At 41.2% G+C, this 15,371-nt stretch carries 19 protein-coding genes; all 19 read right to left on the bottom strand.

All coding sequences use genetic code 11. The features are described 5' to 3' along the window. Nucleotide 1: 1 nt before the first annotated feature. Nucleotides 2-235 carry an exodeoxyribonuclease VII small subunit gene (locus tag ACFX4X_RS03960; RefSeq protein ID WP_034308286.1) on the bottom strand — a complete coding sequence of 78 codons (234 nt, stop codon included), beginning with the start codon at nt 233-235 and terminating at the stop codon, nt 2-4. Next, entirely contained in the window at nt 232-1,584 is a 1,353-nt protein-coding gene (gene xseA, locus ACFX4X_RS03955) for an exodeoxyribonuclease VII large subunit (RefSeq protein ID WP_377381758.1), read from the bottom strand. Before xseA ends, ACFX4X_RS03960 begins: the two co-directional genes overlap by 4 nt. Before the next feature lie 150 nt (nt 1,585-1,734). Next, nucleotides 1,735-2,610 (bottom strand): bifunctional methylenetetrahydrofolate dehydrogenase/methenyltetrahydrofolate cyclohydrolase FolD, encoded by an 876-nt coding sequence (gene folD, locus ACFX4X_RS03950; RefSeq protein WP_061463995.1) that lies wholly within the window; start codon nt 2,608-2,610, stop codon nt 1,735-1,737. A 68-nt stretch (nt 2,611-2,678) separates the two neighbouring features. Continuing rightward, nucleotides 2,679-3,071, bottom strand: a complete 393-nt coding sequence (gene nusB, locus ACFX4X_RS03945) for a transcription antitermination factor NusB (protein ID WP_061463996.1) — start codon at nt 3,069-3,071, stop codon at nt 2,679-2,681. 435 nt (nt 3,072-3,506) lie between these two features. After that, nucleotides 3,507-3,908 (bottom strand): Asp23/Gls24 family envelope stress response protein, encoded by a 402-nt coding sequence (locus tag ACFX4X_RS03940; protein ID WP_375166286.1) that lies wholly within the window; start codon nt 3,906-3,908, stop codon nt 3,507-3,509. A 37-nt stretch (nt 3,909-3,945) separates the two neighbouring features. Further along, nucleotides 3,946-5,298: an acetyl-CoA carboxylase biotin carboxylase subunit gene (accC, locus tag ACFX4X_RS03935; protein ID WP_284470244.1), complete on the bottom strand. Its 1,353-nt coding sequence runs from the start codon at nt 5,296-5,298 to the stop codon at nt 3,946-3,948. A 14-nt stretch (nt 5,299-5,312) separates the two neighbouring features. Continuing rightward, nucleotides 5,313-5,810, bottom strand: a complete 498-nt coding sequence (accB, locus tag ACFX4X_RS03930; RefSeq protein ID WP_061463999.1) for an acetyl-CoA carboxylase biotin carboxyl carrier protein — start codon at nt 5,808-5,810, stop codon at nt 5,313-5,315. Between the two features lie 625 nt (nt 5,811-6,435). Continuing rightward, nucleotides 6,436-7,017 (bottom strand): SpoIIIAH-like family protein, encoded by a 582-nt coding sequence (locus tag ACFX4X_RS03925; RefSeq protein WP_377381752.1) that lies wholly within the window; start codon nt 7,015-7,017, stop codon nt 6,436-6,438. 14 nt (nt 7,018-7,031) lie between these two features. Beyond that, nucleotides 7,032-7,700 (bottom strand): stage III sporulation protein AG, encoded by a 669-nt coding sequence (gene spoIIIAG, locus ACFX4X_RS03920; RefSeq protein WP_061464001.1) that lies wholly within the window; start codon nt 7,698-7,700, stop codon nt 7,032-7,034. A gap of 7 nt (nt 7,701-7,707) precedes the next feature. Then, nucleotides 7,708-8,316, bottom strand: a complete 609-nt coding sequence (gene spoIIIAF / locus ACFX4X_RS03915; RefSeq protein WP_089361761.1) for a stage III sporulation protein AF — start codon at nt 8,314-8,316, stop codon at nt 7,708-7,710. Nucleotides 8,317-8,334: 18 nt separating this feature from the next. Further along, entirely contained in the window at nt 8,335-9,543 is a 1,209-nt protein-coding gene (spoIIIAE, locus tag ACFX4X_RS03910; RefSeq protein WP_061464002.1) for a stage III sporulation protein AE, read from the bottom strand. A gap of 33 nt (nt 9,544-9,576) precedes the next feature. Then, the gene (gene spoIIIAD / locus ACFX4X_RS03905; protein ID WP_089361491.1) at nt 9,577-9,957 is read right to left on the bottom strand and encodes a stage III sporulation protein AD; all 381 of its coding nucleotides are present in this window, start codon (nt 9,955-9,957) and stop codon (nt 9,577-9,579) included. A gap of 23 nt (nt 9,958-9,980) precedes the next feature. Then, nucleotides 9,981-10,184 carry a stage III sporulation protein AC gene (gene spoIIIAC, locus ACFX4X_RS03900; protein WP_034308319.1) on the bottom strand — a complete coding sequence of 68 codons (204 nt, stop codon included), beginning with the start codon at nt 10,182-10,184 and terminating at the stop codon, nt 9,981-9,983. 21 nt (nt 10,185-10,205) lie between these two features. Beyond that, entirely contained in the window at nt 10,206-10,721 is a 516-nt protein-coding gene (gene spoIIIAB, locus ACFX4X_RS03895) for a stage III sporulation protein SpoIIIAB (protein ID WP_284470243.1), read from the bottom strand. Continuing rightward, entirely contained in the window at nt 10,714-11,646 is a 933-nt protein-coding gene (gene spoIIIAA / locus ACFX4X_RS03890) for a stage III sporulation protein AA (RefSeq protein ID WP_377381746.1), read from the bottom strand. Before spoIIIAA ends, spoIIIAB begins: the two co-directional genes overlap by 8 nt. Nucleotides 11,647-12,400: 754 nt before the next feature. Further along, nucleotides 12,401-12,958 (bottom strand): elongation factor P, encoded by a 558-nt coding sequence (gene efp / locus ACFX4X_RS03885; protein ID WP_034308328.1) that lies wholly within the window; start codon nt 12,956-12,958, stop codon nt 12,401-12,403. 26 nt (nt 12,959-12,984) lie between these two features. Then, complete coding sequence (locus ACFX4X_RS03880; RefSeq protein ID WP_061464006.1) at nt 12,985-14,046, bottom strand: M24 family metallopeptidase; 1,062 nt, start codon at nt 14,044-14,046, stop codon at nt 12,985-12,987. Then, on the bottom strand, nt 14,047-14,493 hold the full coding sequence (aroQ, locus tag ACFX4X_RS03875) for a type II 3-dehydroquinate dehydratase (protein ID WP_284472033.1): 447 nt from the start codon (nt 14,491-14,493) through the stop codon (nt 14,047-14,049). A gap of 95 nt (nt 14,494-14,588) precedes the next feature. After that, nucleotides 14,589-15,098, bottom strand: a complete 510-nt coding sequence (locus ACFX4X_RS03870) for a YqhR family membrane protein (RefSeq protein WP_377381742.1) — start codon at nt 15,096-15,098, stop codon at nt 14,589-14,591. Nucleotides 15,099-15,371 lie beyond the last annotated feature (273 nt).

Here is a 15,371-nt window from a genome sequence, read left to right as displayed (position 1 = left end):
GTTATTCTTCCTCCTGGACAGCGAAGTTTTCAAGTTCCCCATCTTCGCGTAAAATTTGAGTCAATTGATCTTCAACTGCCTTAAGTTTTGAGTGACAAAGCCTGGATAAATCCATTCCTTGTTTATATATGGAGATGGCTTCTTCTAAGGGCACATCCCCCTCTTCCAACTGTTCCACAATTTTCTCGAGATTCTCCATCGCTTCTTCAAATGTAGCTTCCTGTTTTTTTGTCATGGTTCCATTCGCTCCTTTATTTCTTTAATTTCACATTCAAGGGTTCCATCTTTTATGGAAACGGCTATTCTATCCCCTTCGGTTACTTGCTGTGTACTTTTCACTAATGTCTCATCCTCAGCAAAAACCAATCCATAGCCCCGTTCCATGATTTTTAATGGGCTGAGGGCAGACAACGTGGCTGTAATATGAACGAACTGCTGTGATTTTTGCCGATAGATGGCTTCCATGGCCCTCCGTAATACTTTTGCATGCTGCCGCAATTCATCTTTGGATTTTTTCACAGCTTGTTCAGGATGCTGCTTTTTCAGAATATCGTTGATCTGATTAAGCTCATCTCTCTTTTTCATGAAATAACGCGTGCTGGACCTCCCTAGCCTGTCCATCGTCTTGTCTAGCTGTTCAAGCTTCTGTTCATACATTTTATGTGGATAACGAAAAGCATAAGACCTCTCCATCCTGGTCAATCGGGTGCGTTCAAAATTCACCGCTTCACGAATGGATCGGGTCAAGCGATTCTTACGGTTCATCAGACGTTCGTGTATTTCATTAAGATGGGGAACTGCTAACTCTGCTGCACCAGTCGGCGTAGGGGCCCTCATATCGGCGACAAAATCAGCGATTGTAAAATCGGTTTCATGACCGACAGCAGAAATTATCGGTATATCAGAATCATAGATCGATTCAGCCACTATCTCCTCATTAAAGGCCCATAGCTCCTCGATCGACCCGCCACCCCTTCCGACAATGAGCACATCGCTTTCCGCCCTTGCGTTAGCCAAGGAAATTGCCTTGGCAATCGATTTAGCGGCATTATTCCCTTGCACAAGTGCAGGGTAAACGATAATTCTGGCAATTGGATATCTTCGCTTGATTGTTGTCAGGATATCTCTTAGTGCGGCTCCGGTCGGTGAAGTTATGACTCCCACAGACTTAGGGTACTGTGGAATCGGTTTCTTATGTTCGGCCAAAAACAAACCTGCCGCCTCCAGCTTTTTCTTCAGCTGTTCATAAGCAAGATACAAATCCCCAACGCCATCAGGTGCCATGCTTTTCACATATAGCTGATACTGTCCGCCAGCTTCATATAATGATATATCGCCCTTAACAAGTACCTTCATTCCATTTTCGGGGAGGAATTTCATCCCTTTGTTATTGGCGGCGAACATAACGGATAGGAGTCGGGCCTTCTCGTCCTTTAGAGTAAAATACATATGTCCGCTTGTATGTTGTTTAAAATTCGAAATTTCGCCTTTTATGTATACATTTTGCAAATGGGGATCGGCATCGAACTTCCTTTTGATATATTTCGTTAAAGCCGATACACTCAAATATTGTTGGTTGCTCATATAATGTCTCCTTCCGATGGAAATCGGATATAAAGAAAACTTACCTATAGGTTACACTTAAAACTTGATTAAATCTATGAATGGAAAAAAGCGGTCTCCCGTTATTATAAAACAAGAGGTCCGCTTCTTTAAAATAATTTAACGCTTTTTTCAGCTTTTCAATGCTTGCTTGTTCTGTTCAAGTGCTTTTTGAGCAGATTTGACCGTATTCTTCATAAGCATCGTAATCGTCATGGGACCAACGCCTTTAGGAACAGGTGTAATGAATGAAGCCTTATTTTTCACTTCATCAAACGCCACATCACCGCAAAGCTTCCCTTCTTCATTCCTGTTCATTCCGACGTCAATGACGACTGCACCTTCTTTGATATGTTCACTCGTGATCGTGTCCCTCTTGCCGACAGCGGCCACAACGACATCAGCTTGCTTGGTATAATACGCAAGGTCCTTTGTCTTTGAATGACAGTAAGTAACGGTTGCATTCGCATTTAAAAACATTTGTCCGGCTGGTTTTCCAACGATATTACTTCTCCCTACGATGACAACATGCTTACCTTCAAGGTCATAGTCGATATACTCAAGCATCACCATGACACCGTATGGCGTACAAGGTAAAAAGGCATCCTGCCCCGTCATCATCCGCCCAATATTAATCGGATGAAATCCATCTACATCCTTCTCGGGGGAAATCGCTTCAATGATCGCTTTTTCCTGAATATGTCCAGGCAACGGCAGCTGCACCAATATACCGTGAATACTGTCATCCTGGTTTAATTCATCAATGCTCTGAATTAATTCCTCCTGAGATAGTTCCGCAGGCTTTTTAATTAACACAGAATGCATGCCCAAATCTTCACAGGCCTTTTGCTTATGGCGTACATAGGTTTGTGAAGCTTGATTGTCGCCCACCAGGATTACAGCCAAACCCGGAACGATATTTTTTTCACGTAACTGCTGCACTTCCTTACTCATTTCCTGCCTAACTGACTCTGCAATTTCTTTACCATTAATGATTTGAGCTGACATGTGTATATTCCTCCCAAGATAATTTGCTAAAGAAATTGCTGAGAAAATCCTCGTTCAAGACTGCAGCTTTAGCTGCCGCTTTTCACCTTTACTTTGGATAAAACGGCATTTACAAAGCTGCTTGATTGATCATCACCGAATTTCTTAGCAATTTCAATAGCTTCATTCATTGCAACACTTACAGGAACATCTTCACTGTGAATCATTTCATAAACCGCGATCCGCAGTAAATTCCGATCAATGTTCGCCAGTCTTTCCAACGTCCAGTTCTCTAAATTGTCCCTGATCATTGCATCAAGTTGTTCACGATTTTCCGTTATTCCCATTACTAATTTCTTGAAATATTCATCAGTAGGAGCACCATCCAGTACGCTTTCCATTGCTTCTTCTGCATTCGACTTGGCAATATCTATCTGATATAGTGCTTGAAGGGATTTTTCACGGGCTACTCTTCTTTTCATAATCTTACTCCTTTAACATCTACTATTATATATGAAAATGCTAGAACAAACGAACATTAAATAATATTTTTTGAAAAATATTAAGATTTTCGCTGTTTTTTTTATCAATTAAGCTAATCTCACTAAAATTAAGGCCAAAAGACTCAAACACCTTGATTCAAGACAACATCTCAAGATTCATTTCCAGTTAAACGGCCAACAAAGTCCCATACTTTTTTTAAGTGTCAAAAAGCTCTTGCCTAGCTTTCATGCTCATATTTCACCTTTTACACTCTAACAGAAATCACCCTTGAATTAAAGGGAAACTTCCAGACACCGCCTTATTATGTTCATTTTACGTAATATTATAAGCGGGGTATCATCAAGTCAAAAATTCCAAAAACAAAAACCCGGCTTTTTGCCGGGTTTTTGCAGGTGTGAATCGAATGAAGCCACTTACACTTCTTGTTCGTGGTCCGCTTCTTGTTTAGCGTTTTCAAACGCAATGCCTACTACATGAATGTTCACTTCGCCCGCGTCGATAGCGGTCATATTCAACAAAGCTTCACGAATGTTATCTTGAACTTCCTGAGCAACTTTCGGAATCGAAACACCAAATTTCATGACACAATAAAGTTCGACTTTGATGGATTCTCCCGATAAGTCCACTTTAACACCTTTACCGTGATTCTTTTTACCAAGCTTTTCAACAACACCTGTAGCGAAATTCCCGCGCATATGTGCAACACCTTCAACTTCCGATGCAGCGATACCCGCAATTACCTCTATCACCTCAGGTGCAATCTCCACTTTACCCAGCCCATTATAATCATTCATTTCGAGTAATTGGCCTTCCATTTCATTCATTCAAAAGCACCTCCTGTCTTCCTTTACATTATGAGTTCATTACATCATATATTTCAAGGAATTTGGTATTAAATTCTCCGGAAACAAATTGTTCATGCTGAAGTAACTTAATATGGAAAGGAATTGTCGTATTGATCCCCTCAATGACAAACTCTCCTAAAGCGCGTTTCATCTTCTCAATCGCCTCGTCCCTCGTCGGTGCATGGACAATCAATTTAGCGATCATGGAATCGTAATACGGCGGTATCGAGTACCCAGGGTATGCCGCAGAATCCACACGCACTCCGTAGCCGCCTGGGGGTAAATACATGTGAATTTTACCTGCGGAAGGCATAAAATTCTTTTCTGGATTTTCTGCATTGATCCGGCATTCGATAGACCATCCGTTAAAAGTCACATCTTCTTGTGAAAGTGATAGTTTGTCACCTGAAGCAACTTTGATCTGTTCCTTAATCAAATCCACGCCCGTTACCATTTCTGTAACTGGGTGCTCAACCTGGATACGTGTATTCATTTCCATAAAGTAGTATCTTCTATTCACATAGTCATAAATAAATTCAACTGTACCTGCACCTGAATAGTTAACGGCAAGAGCAGCCGTAACTGCAGCCTGCCCCATTTCCGCCCGTGTTTCACCATCAAGGGCTGGAGATGGAGTTTCTTCAACAAGTTTTTGCAAACGACGCTGAACCGTACAATCACGCTCGCCTAAATGTATGGCGTTGCCATGATTATCTGCCATGACCTGGATTTCAACGTGACGGAAGTCCTCAATGAACTTTTCAATATACACGCCTGGATTCCCAAATGCCGTCGCGGCTTCCTGTTGCGTGATGTTTATGCCTTTGATGAGATCCTCTTCGGTCCTTGCAACGCGGATACCTTTACCGCCACCGCCGGCAGTAGCTTTGATGATGACTGGATAGCCCATTTCGTTAGCTAGGGCTACACCCTCATCCGTATCTTTAATTATGCCTTTAGAACCGGGAACGATCGGTACACCAGCTTTGCGCATGGTTTCCCTTGCTACGTCCTTTGTTCCCATTTTATTGATGGCTTCTGGGCTAGGACCGATGAAAATGATATTACATTCACGGCATAGCTCAGCAAAGTCGGCATTTTCAGCAAGGAATCCATATCCAGGGTGAATCGCATCAGATCCCGTTTTCTTGGCTGTACTGATTATGTTCGTTGTATTTAAATAACTGTCTTTTGATAATTTAGGACCGATGCAATATGCTTCATCAGCAATTTGAACATGTAATGCTTCTTTATCCGCTTCTGAATAGACCGCTACAGTCTCGATCCCTAACTCTTTGCATGCCCGGATGATTCGGACTGCAATTTCCCCACGATTGGCAATCAATACCTTTTTAATCATTTAGAAACAGCTCCTCATTCCGGCTTTACTAAAAATAATGGTTGGCCATATTCTACAAGTTGACCTTCTTTTACAAGGACTTCAACGATTTCACCGGTTACTTCGGCCTCGATTTCATTGAAAAGTTTCATAGCTTCCACGATGCAGACAATGGAATCCCCTGTTACTTTATCGCCTGCTTTTACGTATGCAGGAGAATCCGGTGCAGGAGATTGGTAGAAGGTCCCTACCATCGGAGAAGTGATTTTATGTAAATTTTCCTGTTCCGTGACGGCAGCAGCCGGTTTTGCAGGTTCAACAGCTTTTGGCACTACAGGAGCAGGGGCCGCTGCGGGCTTGACCTCTACAGCTCCATTGGCTTGAACAACTTCTGGAGCAGCTGCTGGGTGTAATACTGTACCCGTTTCAGTTTTTTTCAATTTAATTTTCGTTCCTTCATTTTCAAAAACGAATTCACTGATATTTGATTGATCGACTAGCTTAATTATTTCACGAATTTCTTGCACTTTCATTTTGTGGCACCCCTTGTCTAATTTAATATGAGTTTGTGAGGCAATAATATTTTATGTAACCTTTTACCTTTAGCTTATCCTACCTTGTCCATTTATGCACAAAGTAGTCGCTTTCTCCATGCGAAAGCGAATAAACTGAATACACACCTCATCTGTATTATAACAGATATTTCACTTTCTCAAAATATTGTTTCCTTTAGAAAATTGAAAAGTTTATGACCAGCTTCTAACATCATACAATATTAGCTTATACAAATTCAATGATAGATTAGTTGCAGCTTGAAATCCATACTTCTATATTACACCTTTATTATAATATTGTGAATAATTTTAAACTGGATCCCCTCAGCGTTTTCACCTGATTTTTGCGAATTACCCCTGAAATACCAGCTATAAATTTTAGTATAATTACTTTTCTAGAATATTACTGAGAATTATAGTCACCATTTCTATTTGAGTTCTTGATATAAATAGACATAAAAAAAACTTTTCCTCTAAAGTTTCCCGATTGGATGATCGCGAAAAAAGCTTAATAAAAAAAGCCACCCTTTTTTTATTAAGGGGGACTTTCACATTTTCATGATTATGAACTGTTGTGTATCAGCTCTTTCATCTGTATGTGAGATTACTTTTCCGGTTGAAAATCGACCACTACATTTTGTGCATCGCTCACTTCTTTCCTTACGAGGCGGATAATGTTATTGGCCTCTGTTTTCGTCTGTTTATCGGCCTTGACACTCACCTTTACATCCGTTCCATCCACACGGACAAGTGCGGCATTGTAATCCATGGCCACTATTAAGTTTTCGATGATATTTTCTTTTACCTTCGTTTCACTTAATTGTTCGATTTTCGCATAGGCCTCGTCTCTTTCCTCAGAGGAAAGCTCTGTGTTGCCCATCTTTGCAGTCAATTCTTCATTCAGCTTCGCCCGTTCATCTTCAATCTGCAACCTTAACGATTCAAATTCATCCCCTGATGCAATGGTTACAGAAGAACCTTCTGTATTTTTGGCCGTTTCTTTTTCACTTTTATTTTCCCCTTTTGTATCAGCTTTGCTTTCTGTTTTATTTTCTGCCTTTTCCATTTGTTCTGTTGCCGTCATATCGGCGGCATTTTCCTCAGGAGCGGTTAAATAATAGACTGAAAGTACAACGACCAGACTTAGCATAGTCAATAACCAAACGGTTTGTTTTTTTAATAACATGTAGATTTTCCCCCTTATTTTTTAGGCATGACAGAAACCCGGTGACTCGGTACATCCAGTGAACGTGTGACAGCTTCGATGATCCACTTCTTTATTTGAATGTTTTCGGCTCCTTTAGCGACTACGAGGACTCCTCGTACACTAGGCTTTTTCGTTTCCGAAATGATCGGTCCTTCTTTTTCACCGCTTTTGACCAAAACGAGCTGTTCATCAACCGATGTGTCTTCGACCGTCCTTTTGCCGCCTTCCTTGTCGGTTTCTTGTGTGACTTGTTTTTGGGTGACTTTGTTTCTTTCATATACTTTTTTCTCGGATGCATCCACATAGATTACGACTTTTACATCCTGGACGCCTGCGATGGATTCAAGCGCTTCCTTCATTTCATTCTGAAGATATATTTCATAATCTTTTGTCGTCTTGAATTCGGATTTCTTCTGACCGAATGTTTCAACCTCCCCTTCATCGTCCTGTTTATCATTATTGAATACAGTCTTCACTTCAGGTGTTTGTCCCGTCTGGTTGGTGGTTAACAAATTCCCGGCCATCATAATTCCCGCTCCCAAAAGGACAACTATTAGAGCATAGACATACAGGGAAGGTTTTTTTTCCTTAGGTTCTTTTTGGTCAGGGTCTTTATTTAATAGTTTTTGCAGCCAGGATAACGGACCTTTGTCTTTGTTCAATACTCAGTCACTTCCTTTCCCCGGCGATTTCAATGATCTCTTCATCAACGGACCAACTTGTTGCCAGAAACCTTTTCACAGCATCAAGATTGGCATCATTCGAAGAGGATAGTTTCTCTGCATTGATATCAACCTTCGCTACTGCCTCTATCCCCGAGTCTTCTTTCCCTTCTGCCTTTTCCAATGATATCGTTATGTTTTGCAAATCATCAGCGCTCGGTTCTTCCTCATTTTTGACCCCTACATCAATTGAACTAATCTTCATGTTATAATCCACCATCAGCTCCTCTTCCACTTCTGCCTGTAAGTCAACAGCCATTTGTTTTAAAATATATGCACCCTGGGTAGCTTGTATTTCTTTTTTCTTCATTTCTGTCAAATTTCCTAAATCTTTTTTTTTCTGATCTTGAAATTCACTTGTAGCCGCAGAGAGGATTTCGTCGAAATCCTTATTGAATAATCCCAATATAGGAGTGATGATGATCGCAATCAGTAAAAGTCCGATTACCATTTTGGCATACTTCTGTAAAGCTGAATTCGGAAGAAGCATATCGATCACAGTAGCCAGCAATACAAATATGATGATGTTAGATACCCAGCCAGCTAAAAAACTCACCAAAGCCCTCCTCCTTTCTTAACGAACCATCAGTGTAATGTTTCCAGAAGCGATAATTACAGTGATACTTAAAAAGAACATGAGTGAGACAATGGCCAGTGCTGCGAAAATATAGATCATGCTCTTACTTATAACGTCAAGACATTTTATTACAGGCCCTCCGCCCAGCGGCTGCAAAAGACTCGCTGCCAACTTATAGACAAAAGAAATCATCAAGATTTTTATTGCTGGAAATGTGGTTATGAGCAAGAGAATTATGACACCTGACAAGCCCACTGTATTTTTCAGCAGAACGGAGGCACTAATGACCGTATCCGTTGCATCAGTAAACATGCGCCCTATTACCGGTATAAAGTTACCTGTCACGAATTTGGCCGTCCTGATCGTCACTCCGTCTGCTACAGCGGAGGATGCTCCTTGAACGGATATGACACCAAGGAATATGGTCATGAATGCACCTAGTATCCCGATAGCAAAATTTCGGAGAAGTTGTGCCATCTGTGTCACTTTGTAATGTTCGGTCAATGTGCTGACAATGCTTAAAATCGCTGCAAAGAATAAAAGAGGGAGGACGACAAACTGGATCAAGATTCCGCTTGTATTCATTAAAAACATTAAGACCGGGTGAAAAAAAGCTGCTGATACAAGTCCTCCTGAAGCGGCAATTAAGGCCAAGAGTAAAGGGATGAGCGCCATTAAAAAGGAAATCATCAAATCTATCGTATCCTTTGTATATTCAATCGCCACATGAAAACTGTTAAGTGCCAAAATGATCAGCACCATATAAACGATTGCATAAGCGACCTTACTAACGGAGCTTTGTTCGAACGCGTTCTGCAAAGACTGCAGGAACATGCTGAAAACGGTTAATAAAATGAGTGAGCCCAGCAGCTTACCATTCACAAGCAGTTCATGAAAAATGAATTTTGTAATTCCCTTTATCCATTGGTCAAAGGAGAATTTCTTATCACCGCTTACAAAATCCATGAAGCTCCCCTTCTGGCTTTCCGGTAAGAACCCTCCATATTCCGTAACGATGTCATCCCAATATTGTTTGAGCTCATCGACACCCAGCCTGTCTATTTGGGCTTGTACCAATTCGGTCTGCATGATCGGCTCTTGATCGATTTCACCATTTTCAGGATTTTCGGCGGCTTGTCCAATAGATGTATGCAAAAAAAAGAGTAAAACGAATAGAATGGATAAGTAAGGCATCCGCTGCTTCATACATTCACCTCATTGACTAGTAGGAGTGATCCGTTAACTTGGGAGCATCTGTAAAATCGTTTCGATAATGACCGTCAAAATCGGAATCGCCATGGCAAGAATCAAGATTTTCCCGCTCAATTCTATTTTGGAAGCGAGCGACCCTTGCCCTGCATCTTTTGTAATTTGAGAAGCGAATTCAGCAATATAGGCAATTCCGATTATTTTTAAGATGGTCTCTAGATACACGCTATTTACATGTGCATTCACTGCAATTTTTTCTAACATTAAAATAATTTCGTATATTTTATCCGCTAAAAAAAGAAAAATGGAGCAGCCTACAAAAATGACGAGCAGGAATGCGAAATTTGGTTTTTGCTCTTTGACGATCAAGGCCAAAAAGGTGGCAACTAGGGCAATGGCCACGATTTTTATGATTTCAATCGCGAATCCCTCCCTTACTGAAATAGGAATACAGATTTAATTTTTTGAAATAAATCCTCCACTACAGAAGCTACCATGAATAAAATATAGATAAATCCGAAAAGTGTCACCCACTGGGCATATTCCTTCTTCCCAACCTGATCGAGTATTGTGTGAAGAAATGCCACAACTAGCCCCACACCTGCTATTTTAAATATGATGTCCACATCAATGCCCATTTTCATTCCCCCCACATATTCCTACATCAGCAAAATGATCAATAATAGCCCTGATAAAAAACCAAGACTTTTCATCATTTTTTCATACTTTACCTGTCGGTCGAGCGCATCGCTCTCTTCTCTTTCCAAGTGTGCCATCGTTAGCATGATTTGCTTTTGCTGATGATATTTATCGCTTCTTCCAAGCGTCTCCCCAAACTGTGAAAGTATCTCGAATTCCCCCTGTTTTAAAGCAAGGGATTGCCATATTTTCTTCAAACTATCAACCCATGCTTCTTTGACGGTGGTCTCACCTGACTCGAGTCGAGTTGCAAAGGTCTCGAAAAAGATGGATAAAGGTTTGGCCATCTGCTTAGACAGTTTCCTCGCTGCCTCTTTCAAAGGTGTATGACCATACATGATTTCAGCTTCGAGCGATTGCATGGCGACTTTCAGCTGTCTCAGTTGACGAGGCCTCATACTTAATTTTTTCGCAGCTTCGAAACCCGCCCATGTCGTTGCTATAATGATTATCGCTGCTCCAATTATCTTAAACATGCGGGTTCACACCTTCTCCCAAGAAAATAGGAACCCCCGCTGCATCAAGGACTTTATAGCTCCTTTTTCCGGATTTGCTTCTCTGTAATTCTATAAAACGTTCAAAGATGTTTTGCTTTAATATTTCGGCGATAAAAGGCCGCTTCTTAATTTCATCCAAAGTATGGCCATGTGTAGTTATCATGAGTTTAATACCTGCATTAACTGCTTCGAGCACAGCTTGTGTATCCTCAGCGCGGCCTATTTCATCCACGATCAATACATCCGGGGACATCGAACGGATCATCATCATCATCCCTTCCGCTTTAGGACATCCATCGAGCACATCCACCCTTGTTCCAAATTCAAGCTGCGGCACGCCATGAACACATCCGGCAATTTCTGAGCGCTCGTCCACTATTCCCACCTTTTGAGGGGGAATTCCCCGTTTTTCATTTCCACTGGATATCACTCTTGCAATATCACGCAATACGGTCGTTTTTCCTGTTTGCGGAGCACCGATCAACATTGTATGCTGCCATTCCCCATTATATAAATAAGATGTTAGCGGTTCAGCGGCACCTATTTTTTCACGTGCAATCCGAATATTGAATGAGGAAATGTCCCTGATCGCTTTGACCGACCCATTTTCCAGGATCACCTTGCCAGCAAGACCCACCCGGTGTCCGCCCGCTATAGTTATATATCCCCGCTTTAATTCTTCCTCAAGTGTATATAACGAAAATTGACCTATTTGATTCAATAATTGATCTGCATCCGAATGGGTCACTTCATAGGAAAAGAAGAAAGGTTCCCCACCCACAATGACCTCAAGCGGCCTTCCAACGCGAATCCGCAGCTCTTCCATCTTCTCGATCATCATCGGTGTCATGCTCCGGAGTTGCTCGTATAATTTTTTCGGTAAAAATGAAAGAATCGTTTCCATTTTGACAATCCTCCTGTATACACCACTTTCAATAAAATATATGCCGACCAGACCGTAATGATGACAGGCTAATAAAGAAACAGACCATTTATTGAACTTTTTTATATCCTTCGGAATCTAAAAAAAACCAAAAAAAGACCGAGAAATTAATCTCGATCTCAAGCTGTAGACAAATTCGAAGAAAGCGAGTTTGTCTAAGTTTTTTATGGCTTGTACAATTTGGACGTTGATTGGAAAGTAGGGCACTCGCTTTCCGCGGGCGGTCCGCCCACGGCGCCATTGCTCCTGCGGGGTCTCCCTTGAACACACTTTTCCCGCAGGAGTCTCGTACCTTCCGTTACCAATCAACTTTGGTTTAACATTAAGATAGACCTACAGTCTTTTAAAATAGAAGGATGAAAAAAACTTGAGGTGATAAGGATTCTTTTTAAAACATGATTCTATTCAGCGGCATAAGCTTGAAATGATTACTTTAGACCGGCTGGTGCCAGCTTGTAAAATGGAGATTAAAGAGGGCTATCGTGAGTACAAATCACATATCCTTTTGTACAACTTGTTCATTTTTATCACAGTGTACAGAAAGTAAAGACCATCAGAAAGTAGTGACACGCCATATTTGGCAAGAAGAAGCAGATCATCTGCGTCATCATGAAGTCAAATCCAATAAAAAATCAAAAAGGTTTCGGAATGAGACCATTCCGAAACCTTTTTGTCTACAACTGAAACCGAGATATTAATCTCGGCCTTCTTTCATTTATGCACGTGATACGTAAGAGCCTTCATTTGTATTGATCAATAATTTGTCACCTTGGTTGATGAAGAATGGAACTTGAACCGAAAGGCCCGTCTCAAGTACGGCTGATTTCGTTCCGCCTGAAGATGTATCGCCTTTTATTCCCGGCTCAGTTTCCGCCACTTCCAGTTCTACAGTGTTCGGAAGCTCTACCCCAAGTGTTTCGGCTTGGAAAGTCATGATATGGACTTCCATATTTTCTTTAAGGAATTTCAATTCACGTTCAATGCTTGAAGCTGGCAGCTCGATTTGGTCATATGTTTCGTTATCCATGAATACATGGCTATCACCACTTGCATAAAGGTACTGCATCTTGCGGTTTTCGATATGTGCTTTAGCGACTTTTTCACCAGCACGGAATGTTTTCTCTTGGATTGAACCTGTACGAAGATTACGAAGTTTAGAACGTACAAAAGCTGCACCTTTACCAGGTTTAACATGTTGGAACTCAATAACCTGCCAAATTCCATTATCTACTTCAATCGTAACACCCGTGCGAAAATCGTTTACAGAAATCATAAATTTGTCCTCCTACATGTACATGTTTACAGAATGATTAACTCTTTCGTTGAATGAGTAAGTGCTTCGTTACCTTCAATTGTAACGATTGTATCATCTTCAATCCGAACTCCGCCAACACCCGGTAGGTAAATGCCCGGCTCGACGGTTACGGCCATACCTGGTTCTAAAATGATATCAGACCTTAAGGATAATGCAGGACCTTCATGGACTTCCAGACCGATTCCATGTCCAGTCGAATGTCCAAAATACTGCCCGAATCCCTTTTCTTCAATTAAATTACGAGTTAGTGCATCCGCTTCCCTGCCCGTCATCCCAGGTTTAATCCCAGCCATTCCGCGCAGTTGCGCTTCTAAAACAATGTCATAAATGTTAATAAGTTCTTCACTCGGCTTGCCAACTGCTAATGTCCGAGTTATGTCAGACACATACCCGTTATAGTATGCTCCGTAATCCAATGTGACAAAATCGCCTTTTTCAATGATTTTATCCGTAGCAACTCCATGCGGGAGAGCTGACCTTACGCCAGATGCTACGATAATATCAAAGGAAGAGGAAGTTGCCCCCTGTTTCCTCATAAAGAATTCAAGTTCATTGGATACATCCAGTTCTGAAATCCCTGGACGCATGTAATCCAGAATATGTGTAAAGGCAGCGTCAGCAATAGCAGCCGCTTCCTTTAATATCTTAATCTCTGATGAAGTCTTTATCAAGCGTAAATTCTCAATAACTCCAGACACCGGCAAAAGTTGTCCTTCAATGGCCGCTTCGTATGCCTTATATGTGGCAAAAGTCAGATGATCTTGCTCAAAGCCCAGTGTGCCGATCTTCATTTCTTTTACTTGCTTACCGACCTCTTCGGTGATGGTTCCTTTGTGCTGGACGATTTCATAGCCCGTAGCCTGCTTTCCTGCTTGTTCCACGTATCTGAAATCAGTGATGAATTTAGCTTCATTTTGGGAAATCAGGACGACGCCTGCACTTCCGGTAAAATTGGTCATGAATCGGCGGTTATATGTACTGGTGATCAATAAACCATCAATGCCCACCTTTTCCATTGAGGCTCTTAAGCGCATTAGTTTATTCATTTACTTTCTCCCCTTTGCAATCTTTGTGATCGCCTGCAACGCCAATTCATATCCGTGTATCCCCAAGCCGACAATCTGTCCCGCCGATACCGGCGCGGTCACCGATTCATGCCGAAAGCTTTCACGGGCATGTATGTTCGAAATATGCACTTCCACAACTGGAACATCAATTCCGGCTATTGCATCACGAATCGCATAGCTATAATGAGTAAAAGCTCCAGGATTAATGATAATCCCGTCGATCCCCTGATCCTCTGACCAATGGAGCTTGTCGATAATCGCCCCTTCATGGTTAGTTTGAAATGAGGTTAGTTCCACATTTAACCCTTGAGCTTGCTGATGTAATAGAGCTTCCACATCCGCAAGTGTCAAGGATCCATAATGCGCAGGTTCCCGCTTCCCCAAGCGATTTAAATTCGGACCATTGATTAGTAAGATTTTTGTCATCATCAAACACCTGCTCATCATTAAAAGAATGCTTTCCATGAACATTCTATCATAATTACAAATTGTCTTACTACTTTTTTACAACCAAGAAGCAATCAGCTTTCCGATTGCTTCTCGGCCTTGTTTTTTTGACGTAGATATTCCTGATGATCATATGATATGGAATACCCTACAAAAAGACCGTATAAAATAAAAATGCAGACACTGGTTATAATCGTATTTGACGACATTTTTGAAATGGTTGGCAAATCGGCGAACATCGGTTTCAGGACAAATACCAGCAAAACCCAGCAAACCACTCCAAAAAAAATACCCGAAAAGATACTCTTCATCCTTTTAAAAAGACTATAGTAGATAAAAGCGATCCCCACGGATAAAATTCCGAACAAAAGTATGGTCATTACCGTACCAAGCCAGTGATCGATCCAGACCATATTCGACCACGACGTAAGTATGAATTTTGGGCTAAACCCCATAAAATTAACATAATGGGCTATGATTCCAATTAAACTGGCTACAGCCCCCCCAACAAAACCGATAGCTAGTACATTGTAGATCGCACCTTGATTTTCCTGTTGAATTTGTCCATTTACATTAGAAGACATATCAAGCACCTCCGCTACGTAGTATGCCCTTTGTTAAATAGAACTATTTTTTTTTATTCTTAGGGAGGAGAATCACTAGAGGTTTTGTGATTTATTCTGTATGATTAAATCATAAATAATGTACTTTTTTCAGAGGAAAATACCCATCCTCTGTTGAAGTTTATAATGTACACAGGATACTACCTTCCTGTGATTCAACATTCATAAAGTAATTGCAGGGATAAAGCCGCCATTTAAATTTTGGAGACCGACTTTATCCCTTGTGATACTTGA

The organism is Peribacillus sp. YIM B13481, assembly GCF_042787985.1.
In the GTDB taxonomy this organism is placed as follows: domain Bacteria; phylum Bacillota; class Bacilli; order Bacillales; family DSM-1321; genus Peribacillus; species Peribacillus simplex_A.
Note: the sequence above shows the minus strand (reverse complement) of the source record. Positions and strands in the feature narration are given on the sequence as shown.

What these genes read in the sequence shown, in the direction of transcription:
- ACFX4X_RS03960 (WP_034308286.1), bottom strand. Translation starts at nt 235, where the DNA reads ATGACAAAAAAACAGGAAGCTACATTTGAAGAAGCGATGGAGAATCTC.
- xseA (WP_377381758.1), bottom strand. Translation starts at nt 1,584, where the DNA reads ATGAGCAACCAACAATATTTGAGTGTATCGGCTTTAACGAAATATATC.
- folD (WP_061463995.1), bottom strand. Translation starts at nt 2,610, where the DNA reads ATGTCAGCTCAAATCATTAATGGTAAAGAAATTGCAGAGTCAGTTAGG.
- nusB (WP_061463996.1), bottom strand. Translation starts at nt 3,071, where the DNA reads ATGAAAAGAAGAGTAGCCCGTGAAAAATCCCTTCAAGCACTATATCAG.
- ACFX4X_RS03940 (WP_375166286.1), bottom strand. Translation starts at nt 3,908, where the DNA reads ATGGAAGGCCAATTACTCGAAATGAATGATTATAATGGGCTGGGTAAA.
- accC (WP_284470244.1), bottom strand. Translation starts at nt 5,298, where the DNA reads ATGATTAAAAAGGTATTGATTGCCAATCGTGGGGAAATTGCAGTCCGA.
- accB (WP_061463999.1), bottom strand. Translation starts at nt 5,810, where the DNA reads ATGAAAGTGCAAGAAATTCGTGAAATAATTAAGCTAGTCGATCAATCA.
- ACFX4X_RS03925 (WP_377381752.1), bottom strand. Translation starts at nt 7,017, where the DNA reads ATGTTATTAAAAAAACAAACCGTTTGGTTATTGACTATGCTAAGTCTG.
- spoIIIAE (WP_061464002.1), bottom strand. Translation starts at nt 9,543, where the DNA reads ATGAAGCAGCGGATGCCTTACTTATCCATTCTATTCGTTTTACTCTTT.
- spoIIIAC (WP_034308319.1), bottom strand. Translation starts at nt 10,184, where the DNA reads ATGGGCATTGATGTGGACATCATATTTAAAATAGCAGGTGTGGGGCTA.
- spoIIIAB (WP_284470243.1), bottom strand. Translation starts at nt 10,721, where the DNA reads ATGTTTAAGATAATTGGAGCAGCGATAATCATTATAGCAACGACATGG.
- spoIIIAA (WP_377381746.1), bottom strand. Translation starts at nt 11,646, where the DNA reads ATGGAAACGATTCTTTCATTTTTACCGAAAAAATTATACGAGCAACTC.
- efp (WP_034308328.1), bottom strand. Translation starts at nt 12,958, where the DNA reads ATGATTTCTGTAAACGATTTTCGCACGGGTGTTACGATTGAAGTAGAT.
- ACFX4X_RS03880 (WP_061464006.1), bottom strand. Translation starts at nt 14,046, where the DNA reads ATGAATAAACTAATGCGCTTAAGAGCCTCAATGGAAAAGGTGGGCATT.
- aroQ (WP_284472033.1), bottom strand. Translation starts at nt 14,493, where the DNA reads ATGACAAAAATCTTACTAATCAATGGTCCGAATTTAAATCGCTTGGGG.
- ACFX4X_RS03870 (WP_377381742.1), bottom strand. Translation starts at nt 15,098, where the DNA reads ATGTCTTCTAATGTAAATGGACAAATTCAACAGGAAAATCAAGGTGCG.